At 60.8% G+C, this 14,840-nt stretch carries 17 protein-coding genes; 3 read left to right on the top strand and 14 right to left on the bottom strand.

The annotated features are described in order from the left end of the window. Positions 1 to 36 precede the first annotated feature (36 nt). From A9D60_RS12600 to A9D60_RS12545, 12 genes are all read right to left on the bottom strand, one after another. The gene (locus tag A9D60_RS12600) at positions 37 to 900 is read right to left on the bottom strand and encodes a hypothetical protein (RefSeq protein WP_065267934.1); all 864 of its coding nucleotides are present in this window, start codon (positions 898 to 900) and stop codon (positions 37 to 39) included. A gap of 109 nt (positions 901 to 1,009) precedes the next feature. After that, positions 1,010 to 1,735, bottom strand: a complete 726-nt coding sequence (locus A9D60_RS12595) for an ABC transporter ATP-binding protein (RefSeq protein ID WP_065267933.1) — start codon at positions 1,733 to 1,735, stop codon at positions 1,010 to 1,012. Continuing rightward, positions 1,736 to 2,461, bottom strand: a complete 726-nt coding sequence (locus A9D60_RS12590) for an ABC transporter ATP-binding protein (protein ID WP_065267932.1) — start codon at positions 2,459 to 2,461, stop codon at positions 1,736 to 1,738. Next, complete coding sequence (locus A9D60_RS12585; RefSeq protein ID WP_065267931.1) at positions 2,458 to 3,402, bottom strand: branched-chain amino acid ABC transporter permease; 945 nt, start codon at positions 3,400 to 3,402, stop codon at positions 2,458 to 2,460. The genes A9D60_RS12590 and A9D60_RS12585 overlap by 4 nt, the downstream gene beginning before the upstream one ends. Then, a complete protein-coding gene (locus A9D60_RS12580; RefSeq protein WP_065267930.1) occupies positions 3,399 to 4,265 on the bottom strand; it encodes a branched-chain amino acid ABC transporter permease in 867 nt (288 codons plus the stop codon). Before A9D60_RS12580 ends, A9D60_RS12585 begins: the two co-directional genes overlap by 4 nt. 65 nt (positions 4,266 to 4,330) lie before the next feature. Continuing rightward, positions 4,331 to 5,530: an amino acid ABC transporter substrate-binding protein gene (locus A9D60_RS12575; protein ID WP_065267929.1), complete on the bottom strand. Its 1,200-nt coding sequence runs from the start codon at positions 5,528 to 5,530 to the stop codon at positions 4,331 to 4,333. A 116-nt stretch (positions 5,531 to 5,646) separates the two neighbouring features. Next, positions 5,647 to 5,967 carry a 2Fe-2S iron-sulfur cluster-binding protein gene (locus tag A9D60_RS12570; protein ID WP_065267928.1) on the bottom strand — a complete coding sequence of 107 codons (321 nt, stop codon included), beginning with the start codon at positions 5,965 to 5,967 and terminating at the stop codon, positions 5,647 to 5,649. Positions 5,968 to 6,025: 58 nt separating this feature from the next. Continuing rightward, on the bottom strand, positions 6,026 to 6,565 hold the full coding sequence (locus tag A9D60_RS12565) for a cupin domain-containing protein (RefSeq protein ID WP_065267927.1): 540 nt from the start codon (positions 6,563 to 6,565) through the stop codon (positions 6,026 to 6,028). Beyond that, the gene (locus A9D60_RS12560; protein ID WP_065267961.1) at positions 6,558 to 7,229 is read right to left on the bottom strand and encodes a 4-carboxy-4-hydroxy-2-oxoadipate aldolase/oxaloacetate decarboxylase; all 672 of its coding nucleotides are present in this window, start codon (positions 7,227 to 7,229) and stop codon (positions 6,558 to 6,560) included. Before A9D60_RS12560 ends, A9D60_RS12565 begins: the two co-directional genes overlap by 8 nt. Before the next feature lie 8 nt (positions 7,230 to 7,237). After that, a complete protein-coding gene (locus A9D60_RS12555) occupies positions 7,238 to 8,152 on the bottom strand; it encodes an ABC transporter substrate-binding protein (RefSeq protein WP_065267926.1) in 915 nt (304 codons plus the stop codon). A gap of 43 nt (positions 8,153 to 8,195) precedes the next feature. Further along, entirely contained in the window at positions 8,196 to 9,230 is a 1,035-nt protein-coding gene (locus tag A9D60_RS12550; protein WP_254656690.1) for an amidohydrolase family protein, read from the bottom strand. Next, positions 9,218 to 10,420 carry a cytochrome P450 gene (locus tag A9D60_RS12545; protein ID WP_065267925.1) on the bottom strand — a complete coding sequence of 401 codons (1,203 nt, stop codon included), beginning with the start codon at positions 10,418 to 10,420 and terminating at the stop codon, positions 9,218 to 9,220. The genes A9D60_RS12550 and A9D60_RS12545 overlap by 13 nt, the downstream gene beginning before the upstream one ends. 168 nt (positions 10,421 to 10,588) lie before the next feature. On the opposite strand from A9D60_RS12545, the gene A9D60_RS12540 reads away from it, so the two are divergent. Together A9D60_RS12540 and A9D60_RS27230 are read left to right on the top strand one after the other, a co-directional pair. Further along, positions 10,589 to 11,029, top strand: a complete 441-nt coding sequence (locus A9D60_RS12540; RefSeq protein WP_217492056.1) for a DoxX family protein — start codon at positions 10,589 to 10,591, stop codon at positions 11,027 to 11,029. 31 nt (positions 11,030 to 11,060) lie between these two features. Beyond that, entirely contained in the window at positions 11,061 to 11,684 is a 624-nt protein-coding gene (locus tag A9D60_RS27230) for a TetR/AcrR family transcriptional regulator (RefSeq protein WP_065267924.1), read from the top strand. 173 nt (positions 11,685 to 11,857) lie between these two features. On the opposite strand, the gene A9D60_RS12530 is transcribed toward A9D60_RS27230, so the two are convergent. Together A9D60_RS12530 and A9D60_RS12525 are read right to left on the bottom strand one after the other, a co-directional pair. Further along, positions 11,858 to 12,142, bottom strand: a complete 285-nt coding sequence (locus A9D60_RS12530) for a DUF3861 domain-containing protein (RefSeq protein WP_065267923.1) — start codon at positions 12,140 to 12,142, stop codon at positions 11,858 to 11,860. A 30-nt stretch (positions 12,143 to 12,172) separates the two neighbouring features. Further along, positions 12,173 to 12,979, bottom strand: coding sequence for a glutathione S-transferase C-terminal domain-containing protein (locus A9D60_RS12525; protein WP_065267922.1), 807 nt, complete (start codon positions 12,977 to 12,979; stop codon positions 12,173 to 12,175). Positions 12,980 to 13,398: 419 nt separating this feature from the next. Here A9D60_RS12525 and A9D60_RS12520 point away from each other — a divergent pair, with 419 nt between their 5' ends. Next, on the top strand, positions 13,399 to 14,775 hold the full coding sequence (locus A9D60_RS12520) for an aminomethyltransferase family protein (protein WP_083194192.1): 1,377 nt from the start codon (positions 13,399 to 13,401) through the stop codon (positions 14,773 to 14,775). Positions 14,776 to 14,840: the final 65 nt, after the last annotated feature.

Genomic DNA, 14,840 nt, shown 5'->3' with positions numbered 1-14,840 from the left:
TTCCTCCCTGAGATGAATGGTGGGTTCCTGGATTACTCAAACGGGAAAGTTCCCGTCGTAGCGCAGAATCGCCAGTGAAACTGCCGCCAGTGCCGGAATCAGGCAAAGCGCGGCAAACCGGAGCGTTCTGATCGCCGGCCTGGTGACAGGTCTCTGACTTAGAAGACGTTCCCCAACAAGCGGAACAACGAACACCAAGCCGAGTATAAAAAGCGCGAGTAAGTCGACCTTGCGCGTAATCATAGCGACCGTCTGTCCCACCGCCACTAATGCGCCGGCGCCGCCAAGCAATGAAGCTGCTCCGAACGAAAATCGTGGATGGAACAGATGCCAGGCCAAGATGCCACCGATCGCCGCTGCCAGAGATAAGCAGAGTTGGAGGCTGGACGACGACGCACCCAAAAGCGCGATCGGTGCGAAGCCGGTGCTCGCAATGGCTAGCATAATGGCCGGCCTCAGATCCGTCTCACCATCGGACCGGAGCATCTCTCGGATCAGAAGGTCGAACACCAAGGCCCCGAGCCCCGCGGCGAGAACCACTTCGTGGGGCGCGGTGCTCAACCGGGATTGCCCGATAAAAACCGCTGCTACGATCGGAAACCCGAGGAAAAACCAGCGCAGTTTTGCGGTTAGACCGCATGCCTCTAGGAGCAGCCCGGCCGCCGCGCCGGTGACCGCGATGTAAAACAGCTTGTTGACGGCGCCGACCGGCGGGAGACTCGGTACACGATTGTATGTGAGCCAGTACGCCAGGACGAAGAACGCTGGGATTTGTAGATCGGTCGGGACTCTCGGCGACCCGCGCCACCTCAGTAACCCGGACAGTGCCAAGGCCAGACAGCCGCAGAACACCGCCGACAGAAAGACCGCCTCCTGCGGGCTTCGCGCGAAGGCCAACATCACCTGTTTACCACCAACTCGAACCGGGACAGGCGTGGTAGCTCGGCCGCGGCCAAATGACGGAATCCATGTTTCATGTTTCTTCCTCCTCTGGTCGTGTGGGGTTTGATCAGGCGGGTACCACCTCTTCACCCAGATAGGCGCGCAACACGGCAGGGCTGCTGCGCAGCTCCTCGGCGGGGCCCTGGCCGACGATATGGCCGTTTTCCAGCAGATAACCGTAATCGGCGATCTCCAGGCTCAGCTTGGCATTCTGCTCGACCAGCAAAATGCCGACATCCGCCTCACTCGCGATCCGGCGCAAGGATTTGAACATATCCTTGGACAGTAGCGGCGACAGACCCAAGGAGGGCTCATCCAGCAGCAGGAAATCCGGGTGGGACATCATCGCCCGCCCCATCGCCACCATCTGCTGTTCGCCGCCTGACATGGTGCGGGCAATCTGCGGCATTCGTTCGCGCAGCCGCGGGAAAAGGTCCAGCACCCGCTCCAGACGCTCCTTCTCATCGGTGCGGGCGCGATGGGCAAAGCCGCCCAGATGCAGGTTCTCCGCCACTGATAGCTTGCCGAAAATGCCGCGCCCCTCGGGCACCAGCGCCAGCCCCGCCTCGACCCGGCGATGGGCGGGTATAGCTGCGATTTCCACTCCGCCCAGCTTGATCGAGGCCCCGGGTCCGGTCGGTACCAGCCCGCCAAGCGCTTTCAGAAAGGTCGATTTACCGGCCCCATTGGTGCCCAGTAGAACGGTGATCTTGCCACGTTCGACCTGGGCGGCGATATCGAACAGCGCCTGGTGACGGCCATAGCGCACGGAGACATTTTGGATTTCGAGCATCTATTCTTCTCCCAGATAGGCCGCCATCACATGCGGATCCGACAGCACATCAGCGGTGGCGCCCTCGCCGATCTTGGTGCCGGAACTCATCACCACGCAGCGGTCGCAGAGCGACCGGATCGCATCCATGACATGTTCGACCATGATGATGGTCATGCCCTCGTCATGGATCGAGCGGATCAGCCCGATGGCCATCTGAAGCTCGGTCGGGTTGAGCCCGGCCAGCCATTCATCCAGCAATAACAGCCGCGGATCGGCAGCCAGCGCGCGGGCCAGCTCGACCCGCTTTTGGTCGATATAGGTCATCGCCGAGAGCGCCAGCTCGCTGCGTTCCTCCAGCCCCACACGCGCCAGCAACTCGCGGGCGCGGGTCTCAGCCTCTGGCCCCCAGCGGTTGGCGCGGGAATAGACGCCCCCGGCGATGACATTCTCGATCGCCGACATCTCGGGCAGGATCCGCACCAGCTGAAAGGTGCGCGCAACCCCGGCCCGCGAAATCGCCGCCGCCGTCAGTTCACTGATCGACTGTCCGTCCAACCGGATCGTCCCGGCGGTCGCGGGCATAGCGCCCGAGATCAGATTCATCGTCGTGGTCTTGCCCGACCCGTTCGGCCCGATCAGCCCCAAAAGCTCGCCTTCGGCGACCGCGAAGGACACATCATTCACCGCGACCAGCCCGCCGAACTCCTTGCGCAGGTAGTCAATCTGCAAAATCGGCGTCGTCATGATTTCGCTCCTTGCAATCTGGTGCCGCGCCGTGTGCGCATCGCTTTGTCGATCAGGCCGGAAACCCCGTCCTTGAGCAGATAGACGATCAGCAGGAAGGCAAGACCGATCATGATGTTGATGTGCTCGGGGAAGTTGGCCGAGATGAAATCGGTGACAATGGTGAAAGGCACCACCCCGACCAGCGGCCCCCACAGACGCCGGGTGCCGCCCAGCAGCGCCATGATCACCACCATGAAGCTCATCGTGGCATTAAAGGCCGAAGCCGGTTCGACATAGGCATAGCGCGGCGCCATGATCGCCCCGGCCATGGCGATGAAGCCCCCTGAGATCACGAAAAGGATGATCTTGGAGCGCGCCACCTCGATGCCGAAATGCTTCGCCACCAACTCATCATTCCCGATCACACGCATGGCAAATCCCAGCCGCGACCGCCCGATCAGCCAGCCGGTGACGAAAATCGCCACGATCAGCGCAAGCAGATAATAGAACAGATCGCCCTCGGTGTGATCGGTCAGTACGAACAGGCCGATGGAGCCGAAGATCTTGGTTTGCAGATAGGTCACGATCTGACGCGCCAGTTCGGCTAGGCCCAGCGTGAAGATCACGAAATAGACCCCCGACAGGCGCAGCGTCATCGCCCCCACCGCAGCGGCAAATAGCGCCCCTGCAAGGCCCCCGCAAAGGATCGCCAGCGGGAAGGGCAGATACTCGATGCCGATGGCAGTGGCATAGATGCCGATGCCGAAAAAGGCGGCGGTCGCCAGCGAGACAAGATGCGTTGGGCCGGAAAACAGCGTCCAGGCGGTGCAGAGCGCAATATAGAGCGCGATATTCACTGCCAGCGTCAGATAGAAGCCTTCGGTCATGAAGGGCAATGCCGCGCAGCAGGTAATGGCGATCCCCGCTAGCAGCATCAGGTTGATTTCAAAACGGCTCATCCGGCGGCACCTCCGAAAAGTCCTTGTGGGCGGAACAGCAGGATCAGCACAAACAGCCCATAGGTCGCCGCAAGTGTCAGGCCTGGGTCGATCAGGCTGGCCACCAGGGTTTCCATCACGCCAAGGATCAGCGCGGCAATCACCGCCCCGCGCACGTCGCCAACCCCTCCCATGATCACGATGATCAGCGCTTTCATCGTGAAGACCGCGCCCATCGAGGCATTGAACGTATAGAAGGTCGAGAGCAGTACCCCACCGCAGGCGGTGATCGCCCCGCCCAGGCCAAAGGCAAAGGCCGCGATCAGCCCGACATCAATGGCAACCAGACGCGCCGCCTCGGGATCAACGGCGACAGCACGTACCGCCGTGCCCATCCGGGTCTTGTAGAGAAACAGATAGAGCGCCAGGGCAATCGCCGCCGCCGCGCCGAAGGCGGTGATCCGGTTCAGCGCATAGCTGCCGCCCAGAAACTTAAAGGGCACGGCGAGGAACTGATAGTTGAAATAGGCGCCGCCAAAGCCCAGATGCATCAGCCCTTCGAACAGGAACAGCAGCCCGAACGTGGCGAGGATCGAGTCGACCTCCAGCATGCCCTGGCTGGTGGCGCGCCGCACCAAAGGCCGCAGCAGCCCCAGATAGATCGCGCCATTCGCGACAAAACCCAGCGGCGCGATGATCAGCAGCCCCCAGAGCGGGTTGATGCCGGTGGTGGTAAACAGCAGCCAGGCCGAGAAACAGGCGGCAACCAGCGTTTCGCCGTTGGAGAGGTTCATGATCCGCGCGACGCCATATTGCAGGGTCAGGCCAAGCGCGATCAAAGCATACGTCCCGCCCAGCAGGATGCCTGTCACAAGAATAGTCATGGAGTTCGCCCTATCATCCGGCGAGGCGGCCCGGGGCGGCCCCACCGGTTTTGCGAGTGGCCGGGTCAGTTGGACCAGGCGGGTTTGACAAAGGGCTCGGCGGCAGGCTTCAGACCCTTGGCGTTGACACCATAGAATGTACCATCATGCCATTGACCGACGTTCCATACTTGCTCAACGATATTGTCGCTAAAAGAGACTTCGCCAATGACGGTGACAAAGCTTCCGGTCTGGATTTCGCTGATCACCGTGGCCTTGTCGAGGCTTCCCACCCGTTCGATCGCCGCGCCGAGGATTTCCATGCTGGCATAGACAACTGGGTTGGCCCAATAGTCGGGAGCCACGCCGGTGACCTCGATCTGCTGCTCCCGGAACGTCTTGTACGCCTCAGATGTCGGATCAATGCCGCCCATGGCCATCACCCCCTCGACGCTGTTACCGAAGCGTTCGCCAAAGCCAGTGAGAGCGCCACCGACACCGACGTAGAAGACATCCGGGTTGAAGCCCTGCACCTGCGCCTGTTCGGTCAGGGCAAAGGAATCCGGCGGGTAGGAGTAGGCCACGAACGCATCCGCACCGGAGGCGTTGGCGCTGGAGATGACCGGCGCCAGATCCTGCGTCCCCAGCGGGTAGGAGCTTTCGTAGACGATTTCGAACCCGGCTTCTTCGAAAGCGGGTTTGCCGCCCGCCATCATTTCCAGACCGAAGGCATCGCCGACGTGAACCAGCGCGACCTTGCTGCCGACTTCGCCTTTCTCGCGCATCTCGGTCAATGTCCCGACGATGCCGGTGGACAGATCCGATGAACGCCCCAGCAGCCAGAAGGTATTCGGCCATTTCGACACGAAGGGCTCAAGATTGTTGAGATTGCCGGTGGCCACGATTTGCGGCAGCCCAGCCCGCGCAATAAGCGGTGCGGTGGCCAGGTTCAGTCCGGTTGTGTAGGGCGCGGCGAGGAAGTCAACTTTGTCCTGGGTTGTCAGGCGCTGTATGTTCTTCACCGCCTCGTCGGGCTGCGATTTGTCGTCATAGGCGATCAGTTCGATCATCATCTTTTCGCCGCCGACATCCAGCCCGCCTGCTTCATTCACATTGTGAACCCAAAGCTCCAGCGTTGGCCAGTAAACCGCCGATGCAGCGCCCGCCTGCGGACCGCTTTTGGGGGCGCTGGCCCCGATCTTGATCGTATCGGCAGACACAGACGTGCCGACCGTCAGCGCCACCGCGGCAACGGCGGAGCACATGAGTGATGTGGTATATTTCATTGTTTTTCTCCCTGATCGGATCTGCATCGCCGCATGCGGCCCTCCAGACAAACCCAATAGTATCCTAATACCTTATGGTATCTAAGTCAATCGCTATTCTCTTCTCGCCCATGCTCTTATTCCTCTGGCGCGATGTGAACGGTCACGCCGGACAGTTCGTCGCGCCACGGCACCTGGCAGCTCAGGCGGGAACTGGGTTTGCGATAGTCCGAAGCGTCGAGCATGGCGTCCTCATCGGGGCCGAGCTCGGGCAGGGTCTGACCATTCGGCAGGTCGTCGATATAGACATGGCAGGTGGCGCAGGACATGCAGCCGCCGCACATCGCCATCAATTCGTCATGGCCCTCGTCGCGGATGATTTCCATCAACGGCACATCGGCGCGACCGGCGATCTGGATCGCCTCGCCCGCGCGCGTAATGAGTGTGAATTTTCCCATTGGCTCTCCTCCAATTCAGGTCTTTGAGATGTGGTTTGGATGATCGGGGCGGCGCAGCTTAGCGCGCCGCCCCGATCAGTACGAAACACAGGGTTGCGTTCCGGTCGCTTTTGTTGCGCCAGGCATGGCGGGTGCCGCATTGCACCACCACATCGCCCTGGCTCAGTCGGGTTTCGGCACCATCGTCCAGCTCCAGCCAGATCTCGCCATCCAGCACGATGTCGTAATCCACGCTGTCGGTGGTGTGCATGCCCGGCGCGTCGGCTTCGAACGCGTCGATCAGCCCGGGAATATGTTCGGCCTGTTCGGCAATCGCATCCTCGATATTGGCCTCGACAAAGACGCTGTCGGGCGGAAAGGTCACGATCATCAACCGGGTCTCGCCCGGTAGGGGCGGCACCGGCATCCGCGGCGGCGCCTGTTCTCCCACATCCTGCGGCAGATCGGGCATGGCGGCGGTGGCATAAAGAATCGAGGTCATATGCCCCGGCAGGGACGCGTAGTGATGCGCATTGGCCGCCGGCCCGTCGGAGACGAAAACCGATTTGCCATCGCGAATGCCAGTGACAACCCGGCGTGGTGTGACTGTATCACTCATGGACCAACCCCTTCTCGGCAAGACGCTCCCGCATGTTGTTGATGTCGAGGCTCAGCTGGCCATTCTCGTAGAACTGGCGCTTGCCAGCCTCCATCGCCTCGCGTGCACGGGCTTTTTCCAGCACGTTTTCGGCCTCTTCGCGGCGTACCACGCAGACCCCATCGTCATCGGCGACGATCACATCACCGGGATGGATCAGCGCCTCGGCGCAGACCACCGGCACCTGCACATCGGCCAGCGTTTCCTTGACCGTGCCCTGGGCAAAGACGCCCTTGGCCCAGACCGGAAAGCCCATGTCCCGCAGGTCGCGCACATCCCGCACCCCGGCGTCAATCACCAGCCCTAGAACCCCGCGCGCCTTGGCCGAGCTGGCCAGGAGATCGCCGAAATAGCCGTCATCGCAAGGGCTGGTCGGGGTGACGACCAGAATATCGCCGGGCCGCGCTTGTTCCATCGCGACATGGATCATCCAGTTATCGCCCGGCGCCACCTCGCAGGTTACCGCATTGCCGCCGATCCGCGCGCCGTCCTGGATTGGACGGATGCGCGGCGCCAGCAGGCCGCGCCGACCCTGTGCCTCATGCACAGTGGCCACGCCCAGCTCCCCCAGTGCCGCGCAAAGCGCCGCCTCTGACCGGGGGGCATTGGTTACAACCTTTGCCATATCCAACCTCACGCCGCCCGAGTGGAAAGATAGCGCGTCTCAAAGGCGCCGCGCGCCTTGTCCCGAACTGACTCATCCAGCAACCCGGCCCGGATCATCAGGTCGATCGACGCATCCAGCGCCTTGTCGGAAATCGCCAGTCCTGCCGGCCACATCCCCATATCGCGCATATAGACCAGCCCCTTGCGGGCCAGCTCGGCGTCGTCCTTGGTGGTGATGCGCTGGAAGATCGGCAGGACCTCCTCAGTGCGTGCCGGATCATTGGTGATGTCATGGGCCTCGCGCAGGGCCGCCAGCAGCCGCGCCACCGTGTCCTGATTCTCGGCCAGCCAGGCGGCATTGCCGATCAGCCCGGTAAAGATTACCTCGGGGATGGCCTCGCAGACCTCGCCGATCAGATTGTACCCCTCGCGCTCGGCCATGAAGTTCCAAGGCGCCGGTTGCGGGGCGCAGTCGATGGTGCCCGCCTGCAAAGCCTCCCAGCGGGTGGTGTGGATCCCTGCCAGCTCGAATTCATAATCGCCCGGATAGGACAGACCGGCCTCTGCCAGCAGGATCTGGGTGTAGATCGCGGTGCCCTCGGTCAGCGAGGAGGTGCCGATCTTCGCGCCCTTCAGCTCGGCCAGCTCGGCGATCGCGGGCTTGGCCACGAGCGACATCGGCAGCCGCACCGCGTTGGCCGCGATAATGCGCAGATCGCCCCCGGCGACATAATCCGACAGCGCGCCCTCGGGCGGGGTGATCGCCAGATCGGCCTCACCCTCCAGCACCGCCTTGGTCGCCAGGGCCACGCCGCCCATTTTCTTGTACTCGATGTCGAGCCCGTATTTCTCAAAAAGGCCGAATTCCCCGGCGACGAAAACGGGCAGCCAGTTGAAACCCTGAGCGCCACCCGCGAAGCGGAACTTGGTAAGCTCTGCCATTGCATCTTCTCCTATAGATATCAGTGCTGTAACGGCCCTGCCGTCACCGGTCCTGCGATTTCAGTCTTGCATCCAGTTTCGGATAGACCCGCCGCGCATTGCCTTCGAACACGGCATGTCGGGTGGCCTCGTCCAGAGGCAGCTTGTCGATATAGCGTTTGGTGTCGTCGAACGGGTGGCCGGTTTCGGGATCGGTCGCCTTGACCGCGCCCAGCAATTCCGAGCCGAACAGGATGTTCTTTCTGTCGACCACCTTGAACAGCGTCTCGATCCCGGCCTGGTGATAGACGCAGGTGTCGAAATAGAGATTGCCCATCAGGTGCTCGGCCAGCGTGGGCTTGCCCAACATCATCGACAGCCCCCGGTAGCGGCCCCAGTGATAGGGCGCCGCGCCACCGCCATGGGGGATGATCAAACGCAGATCCGGGTGGCGTTCGAACAGATCCCCCTGAATGAGCTGCATGAACACCGCCGTATCGCCATTGATGTAATGGGCGCCCGTGGTATGCAGGCAACGCTCGCAGGAACCCGAGACATGGATCATCGCCGGCACATCCAGCCGCACCATCGCCTGCCAGAGCGGATCCCACCACGGATCATAGATCGGCGGCGCCGACCATTTCCCCCCGGACGGGTCGGGGTTCAGGTTGCAACCTACAAACCCCTCATCCACGCAGCGCTCCAGCTCGGCGATCACCGGCGCCAGATCACCCTCCACCGTTTGCGGCAGTTGGCAGACCCCGGCGAAATTCTCCGGGTACATGTCAAAGATACGCTTGATATTGTCGTTGGAGACCCGTGCCCATTCGCCCGCCACATCCGCATCGCCAACGTGATGGCCCATGCCGCTGGCCCGGGGCGAGATGATGGTTACATCAGAGCCCCGTTCCTGCTGCATCTTGAGTTGGTTCGCCGCGATGATCTCGGAGAGTTCCTCGTTGGGAATTCCGGGATACTCGGGCCGTGCACCCTTGCCCTCGGCAAAGGCGACCTGCGCCTTGCGGTAGTCGTGGTGATATTGCGGTTCGGTCGTGAAGTGACCGTGGCAGTCGATAATCAGGGTCATCAGGCGTCCCATTTCGCGTGGAGTTCCTTGACGCCCCGGAAGCGCCAGCCGCTAGCGACCACCTCCTTTTCGGGGTCAAGACGGATGTTCGGCAGCTGCTTGAACACTTCAGTCATAATGATTTCGCCCATTGCGCGGCTCAGGAAGTGGCCCGAGCAGAAATGCGGTCGGAAGCCAAAGGTCAGATGCGGCTTCTTCTTGCGGAACATGTCGAACTTGTCGGGATTGTCGAAACGCGACTCGTCGCGATTGGCCGAGGCCATGACGATGGCGACGGTCGATCCCGCCGGGATCCTGACGCCGTTCAGCTCAAAATCCTCGCTCGCCACGCGCGGGGTGACGCCGATCGGAGCGATCCAGCGCAGCCCTTCGTCAAAGGCTTTCATCGCCAGATCCTCGGGCGCCTCCAGCATCGCATTGCGCTGTCCCTCGTCGGCAAGGAGACCTGCGGCGGCATTCGCGGCAGCGTGGCCCGGTTCCTGGAAACCACCAAGGAAGATCACCCGCATCGTCGGCAGCAGTTCCTCGAAGCTGCGCACCTTTCCATCGGCCATGCCACCATAGATGATATGGTTGGTGATCGCCTGCGGACGCGGCTTGGCCAGACAGGCCTCGTAAAGTGCGCCGAAATGTTTGTTGATATCCGCATTCGTGCGATCCAGCCGGTCCCAGACCGCCTGCGGATCGGGGAACGGCGCCCCGGCCCCGAGCGCCAGCCCATCGGCCATGGCGTAGAACCACTCATAGAGATTTTCCAGGGGCGTGTCGGTAAAGCCAAGCGCATCGCCGATGCAGCGCACCGAGATCGGCTCGAACAGTTCGGTGGTCAGATTGGCCTCGCCCTTGGGTTTCAACTCGTCCAGGAAACGTTGCACCACCGGCCGCGTCAGCTGATCCACATAGCCGCGCACATGCGGCTGATCGACGATCGCGTCGATTCCCTTGCGCAGGTTCTGATGGCTTTCGCCGGACATGGTCAGCACATTGGGGGTGCCCATGACGCGGAATTCCGGGCGCCCCTCGGTCGCCGCCGGCCCAAAAACTTTATCATTGCTGCCAACGGCGCGGCAATCATCATAGCGGGTCACGAGAAACTCATGTGTCCCTTCATAGAAGTGTACCGGAGCCTCCTGACGCAACCGCGCAAACACCGGATAGGGATCGCTGAATAGTGCGTCCGGGTTCAAATAATCTAGCGACATCGCGTCTCCTCCCTTGCGATCTGGCTTCTGCCGGGCTCTCCCTCCCGGCTCCATCCTCATAAAGCACGCCCCTAAAGGGATACTGTTAGTGTCTGGATACCATTGAGTATGTTGGATTGAGGGCTCCGAGTCAATTGCCACCACGTGAAAAAAAGACGGAGCGGACCATTGACATCCCGTTCGGTCTCCAGATACCATTTATTTGCAACCTTTGCATTGCTGCCTGCACCATACCTCACGAAGGGACAACAATTGACGGATAACATTGACATTTTTCGCCTCACTCAGATCTTGTGCGGAGCTTGGTTTGTCCCTCACCTGTTCGGGAAAGTCACTCACTTCGCTAAGGCACAAGGAACGTTTGAAGCTGCCGGACTGAGGCCGGGCGCGGTCTTTTTAGTGGCGGCGATTGCAATGGAACTTGTTGCGCTCGTCGGTCTGGGTGTCGGTGTCGTACCACGACTCGGTGGATTGGCCGGCGCAATCGTATTGGCGGGGGCTGCGTTTGCGGTTGTGAAGATTAATGGTATGAATTGGCGCTGGCAGAACATGGGTCCTGAATACCCTTTGTTCTGGGCGGCGATATGCCTGATTGCCGGCTTCAACTAACCGCACTGTAACGAAAGGAAAAAGGGATCCCATGACCCCTCCTGCTCCAAATAGAAAAAGACTTTCGCGCGCTGAAAGCCAGGCTCTCACTCGTAAGAGATTGCTCGATTCTGCCTTCGAAGTGGTGTCGCGCTACGGTTATGATGGCGCATCAGTGGAAATGATCGCGGAGGAGGCCGGGTTTTCGAAGGGGGCCTTCTACTCGAATTTCAACAGCAAGGAAGACATCCTTCTGCAACTGCTGCAAACCAATGCATCTAATGATGTTGAGGAATTGACCGAGTTGTTTGCACCGCTGCAGGATGTTGAGAGCATACTCCAGGCTTTGAAAAGCTGGAGCGATGCCCGCAGCGCCAATCAGAAATGGGGCACCATCGCAATCGAATTCGTGCGGCGCACCATCCATGATGGTGATACCGAAAATCCTCAGCTGCACATCTTCTATTCGCAGTGGAAAGGTGTCGGAGAGCTTCTGGCGGAAAAACTGAATATTTCGCCGACACGGATTTCACCCCTCAATCTTGGGGGCCTCGTTCTAGAAGTGACCTATGGTGGGATCTCAGGGTTTCTGAAAGTTAACACATCCGGCGAAATGCTGGACGAAATGTTGCGCCTGATGATTGGGCCACCAGCCTCCGAGCCAATCCAACGCTAGAGCGCGTCACTGAAATTCGTCAACGATCTGGTCCAGCTCAGGCACGAAACCGGAGGGTTCAGGCGCGGCCCGGGTGTGCCACCCGCGGCAGCCTGTGCTCAGTGAAACGACGAACAACCGCCCGGTCGCTGAATTGGAATAGCAGTAGGTCCCGCCTCCGCCCAACGGCAGTTTCAGCCCGCTGTTTTCAGCGATTTGATGAAGGTGCCTAGCTGCCCCAGGAGTCCGGCATAGAAAGGCGACTTTTTGTGCCGCAGCAGCACCCAGCCGAGGCTCTTCAATCCCAATCCCAGAACGGCGGCTTCATTTCCATCGAGATCTGGCCGCCTGCGCAGCTTGGCGATGATCTCTGCGATATCGTCATGGCTTTCCAGTTCGGCGGTCACCGCATCGCCGCTACTGTCGCCGCTGGCCGGATCAATGGGCGTCAGCGTGAGGCGGTAGGAATATGTCGGCATTGGGATTCCTTTCGAAATATGGGGCAACCGTTATAGCGGCACGATCCCCGAGGGGTTGATCTCAAACGCGCCGTCCGGGCGATGGATGATGCTACGGAAGTAATTGGTCTTGGCGCGGCCCAGATCAAAGCTGGCTGCCAGGCCGGGGATCGCGAGACAACGGCGCAGATAGGCAGAGAGCCCAGGATAATCGGTGACCCGCGCCAGCGAACAGCGAAACAGCGGCCCGTAGATCGCATCGAACCGCACCAGCGTTGGGAACAACACCAGATCCGCCTCGCTCGGCGTTGCGCCCAGCAGGTAGTCATTCCCCCTAAGCCGCTGCTCGATATCGTCAAGGGCGTCGAACAGCGCCCGGCATTCGGTTTCATAGACCTGTTGATCCCGGGTCAGCCCGACACGATAGACCGCGCGTGTGATCCGGTCGTGGATGAAGCTGACAAGCGCGGCGATCTCGTCACGCTGCGGTTCCGGACACAGATCCAGCGGCACCGGAACGGCGCCCGCAAAACCGGTGGCGATCCAGCGCAGGATATCGAGCGATTCGGTCGAGAGGATCAGCCGCGCCGCGCGGTTGATCAGGATCGGCACCGAGGGGCGGTGGTCTCCCCCGGGCGCGGCGATCTGGTAGAGCTCGGGCAGGTTGCGCGCGCCAAAGACCAGATCCGGCGTGGCAAAACGCCAGCCCTCTTCGCGTTTGATATCTTCGACAAAGAGCACTGGAACATGCGCCTCCAGCCCCAGCAAATGCAGGGCCGCAAGGGGGCGATGCGAGAAGGGGCAGCCCCAAGCCGCATAGAGGATCACGTCTTCGGGGTTTACAGTCTGAAGATCCATGTAAGGCCTTTTGTCCGGCTGGAATGCACCTTCTTGATTGGCGCAAATCCCGGTTTCACGATATTTACATTCCCTATGGTATCCGTATCCTAAATGGTACGCAAGCTCGTGACTAGGAGATGCGGGCGTGCAAGGGAGGAAAAATATGCATGTTTTGTTCCAACGACAGCATCGCGATTTCTTCGCTGCGGCGACCACGCGACCCGTGCGGATCCATCCCCCTTTGCGGAATAGAATTTACAAAGCAGCGAACTGTCTGACGCAAGTCGCGGAGGGCTGAAGGATTGCCACCACGGTGAGTGAGGTGATCAATCATATTGAAAACGGATGCCGCCTGCGGCCCAGCAGGGTCCATCGCGCATCCTTCAACAGGTCAAGCCAATCTGGCTGCCAAATCATAGTGCAGGGAGGAAACGACTATGACAATGAACAACGGCCCCGCAAGCCTGGAGACATTGATCAACAATGCAGGTGGTGCGGTGAATTTCCTGCGCAGCTCCAATCTTGGCCCCTATGTCTTCCCGGGCATTCCGCCGGAATTCTCCAACTGGCGGGCTGAGCAGCGCGCCTGGAACGAGGGCGTGGCGCTGCTGGAGCAATCCTACCACATGACCGAGCTGCATCTGCATGGCACCCAGGTCATCCCTTTCCTGTCGGAAATCGCATTGAACAAATTCGACCCCTTCCAGGAGCTGCGCGCCAAGCAGATCGTGCTGGCCGGGCATGACGGCAATTTCATCGCCGATGCAATCCTGTTCCGCGAAAGCGAGACCTTCTTTCGCGTTGTCGGCGCGCCCTTTGCGAGCGACTGGCTGCTTTATCACACCGAAAGCTCGAACTACGATGTGAAGGCGACCAAGGATGACAACTGGTCGATCGGCCAGCGTCCCCGCCACAGCTTCCGTTTCCAGATTCAGGGCCCGCAGGCGCTGGAGCTGATGCGCGAAATCACCGGCGGCACGCTGCCCGATATCAAGTTCTTCCGCATGGGAGACATGACGATTGCCGACAAGCCGGTGCGCGCGCTGCGTCACGGGATGGCGGGCACGCCAGGCTTTGAGCTTTATGGTGCCTGGGATCATCAGCAGGCGGTGCGCGAGGCCTTTGACGAAGTCGGCGCGAAATACGGCATGCGCAAGGTCGGCGCCATGGCTTATTCCACCACGGCACAGCATTCGGGCTGGCTGCCGATGCCGATCCCGGCAATCTATTCCAGCGCCGAGATGCTGCCCTATCGCGAATGGCTGAGCGCCTATTTCCTGGAATCCGTGGCCTCGCTGGGCGGCAGCATGCTGTCCGACAAGGTCGAGGATTACTATGTCGATCCGATCGAGATCGGCTATGGCGGTCTGGTGGACTGGGATCGCGACTTCATCGGCGCCGCCGCGCTGGAAGAGAAGAAGGCCAACCAGAGCCGGACCAAGGTGACGCTGGAATGGAATGACGAAGACGTCGCGCGAGTGATGGGCGATGCGATCTTTCGCCGGGATGGCGGCGCGCAGTTCATCGCCATGCCGATGCCGATGTATGCGACCTTCCAGGCCGACACGCTGCTGCGCAATGGTAATATCACTGGCTTCTCGACTTGGCCGGGCTTTACCGCGCTCAACAACAAGATGATCTCGCTTGGGATCGTCGGGCTGGACGATGCCGAACCGGGCACCGAACTGGCCATGCTCTGGGGCGAGCCCGGCAGCAAACGTGCCACCGTCGATGCGCATAGCCTACGCGAAATCCGTGTCAAGGTTGCGCCGGCACCCTATTTCGACAAGGTTTTCAAGTCCGGAAAACAGTGAGCCGGATTTCTCCTGGGAGCCGGGCCCGTGTTGGTCCCGCGCCCTTGGCGGCGAAAGTCGACCGA

It is taken from the genome of Leisingera sp. JC1 (genome assembly GCF_001679925.1).
GTDB lineage: Bacteria > Pseudomonadota > Alphaproteobacteria > Rhodobacterales > Rhodobacteraceae > Leisingera.
The sequence above is the reverse complement of the archived record's forward strand: the minus strand, read 5'-3'. Positions and strand labels throughout refer to the sequence as shown.

Bases quoted from the DNA above. Each gene is read 5' to 3' on its own strand.
- A9D60_RS12600 (WP_065267934.1), bottom strand. From the start codon at position 900: ATGTTGGCCTTCGCGCGAAGCCCGCAGGAGGCGGTCTTTCTGTCGGCG.
- A9D60_RS12595 (WP_065267933.1), bottom strand. From the start codon at position 1,735: ATGCTCGAAATCCAAAATGTCTCCGTGCGCTATGGCCGTCACCAGGCG.
- A9D60_RS12590 (WP_065267932.1), bottom strand. From the start codon at position 2,461: ATGACGACGCCGATTTTGCAGATTGACTACCTGCGCAAGGAGTTCGGC.
- A9D60_RS12585 (WP_065267931.1), bottom strand. From the start codon at position 3,402: ATGAGCCGTTTTGAAATCAACCTGATGCTGCTAGCGGGGATCGCCATT.
- A9D60_RS12580 (WP_065267930.1), bottom strand. From the start codon at position 4,265: ATGACTATTCTTGTGACAGGCATCCTGCTGGGCGGGACGTATGCTTTG.
- A9D60_RS12575 (WP_065267929.1), bottom strand. From the start codon at position 5,530: ATGAAATATACCACATCACTCATGTGCTCCGCCGTTGCCGCGGTGGCG.
- A9D60_RS12570 (WP_065267928.1), bottom strand. From the start codon at position 5,967: ATGGGAAAATTCACACTCATTACGCGCGCGGGCGAGGCGATCCAGATC.
- A9D60_RS12565 (WP_065267927.1), bottom strand. From the start codon at position 6,565: ATGAGTGATACAGTCACACCACGCCGGGTTGTCACTGGCATTCGCGAT.
- A9D60_RS12560 (WP_065267961.1), bottom strand. From the start codon at position 7,229: ATGGCAAAGGTTGTAACCAATGCCCCCCGGTCAGAGGCGGCGCTTTGC.
- A9D60_RS12555 (WP_065267926.1), bottom strand. From the start codon at position 8,152: ATGGCAGAGCTTACCAAGTTCCGCTTCGCGGGTGGCGCTCAGGGTTTC.
- A9D60_RS12550 (WP_254656690.1), bottom strand. From the start codon at position 9,230: ATGGGACGCCTGATGACCCTGATTATCGACTGCCACGGTCACTTCACG.
- A9D60_RS12545 (WP_065267925.1), bottom strand. From the start codon at position 10,420: ATGTCGCTAGATTATTTGAACCCGGACGCACTATTCAGCGATCCCTAT.
- A9D60_RS27230 (WP_065267924.1), top strand. From the start codon at position 11,061: ATGACCCCTCCTGCTCCAAATAGAAAAAGACTTTCGCGCGCTGAAAGC.
- A9D60_RS12530 (WP_065267923.1), bottom strand. From the start codon at position 12,142: ATGCCGACATATTCCTACCGCCTCACGCTGACGCCCATTGATCCGGCC.
- A9D60_RS12525 (WP_065267922.1), bottom strand. From the start codon at position 12,979: ATGGATCTTCAGACTGTAAACCCCGAAGACGTGATCCTCTATGCGGCT.
- A9D60_RS12520 (WP_083194192.1), top strand. From the start codon at position 13,399: ATGACAATGAACAACGGCCCCGCAAGCCTGGAGACATTGATCAACAAT.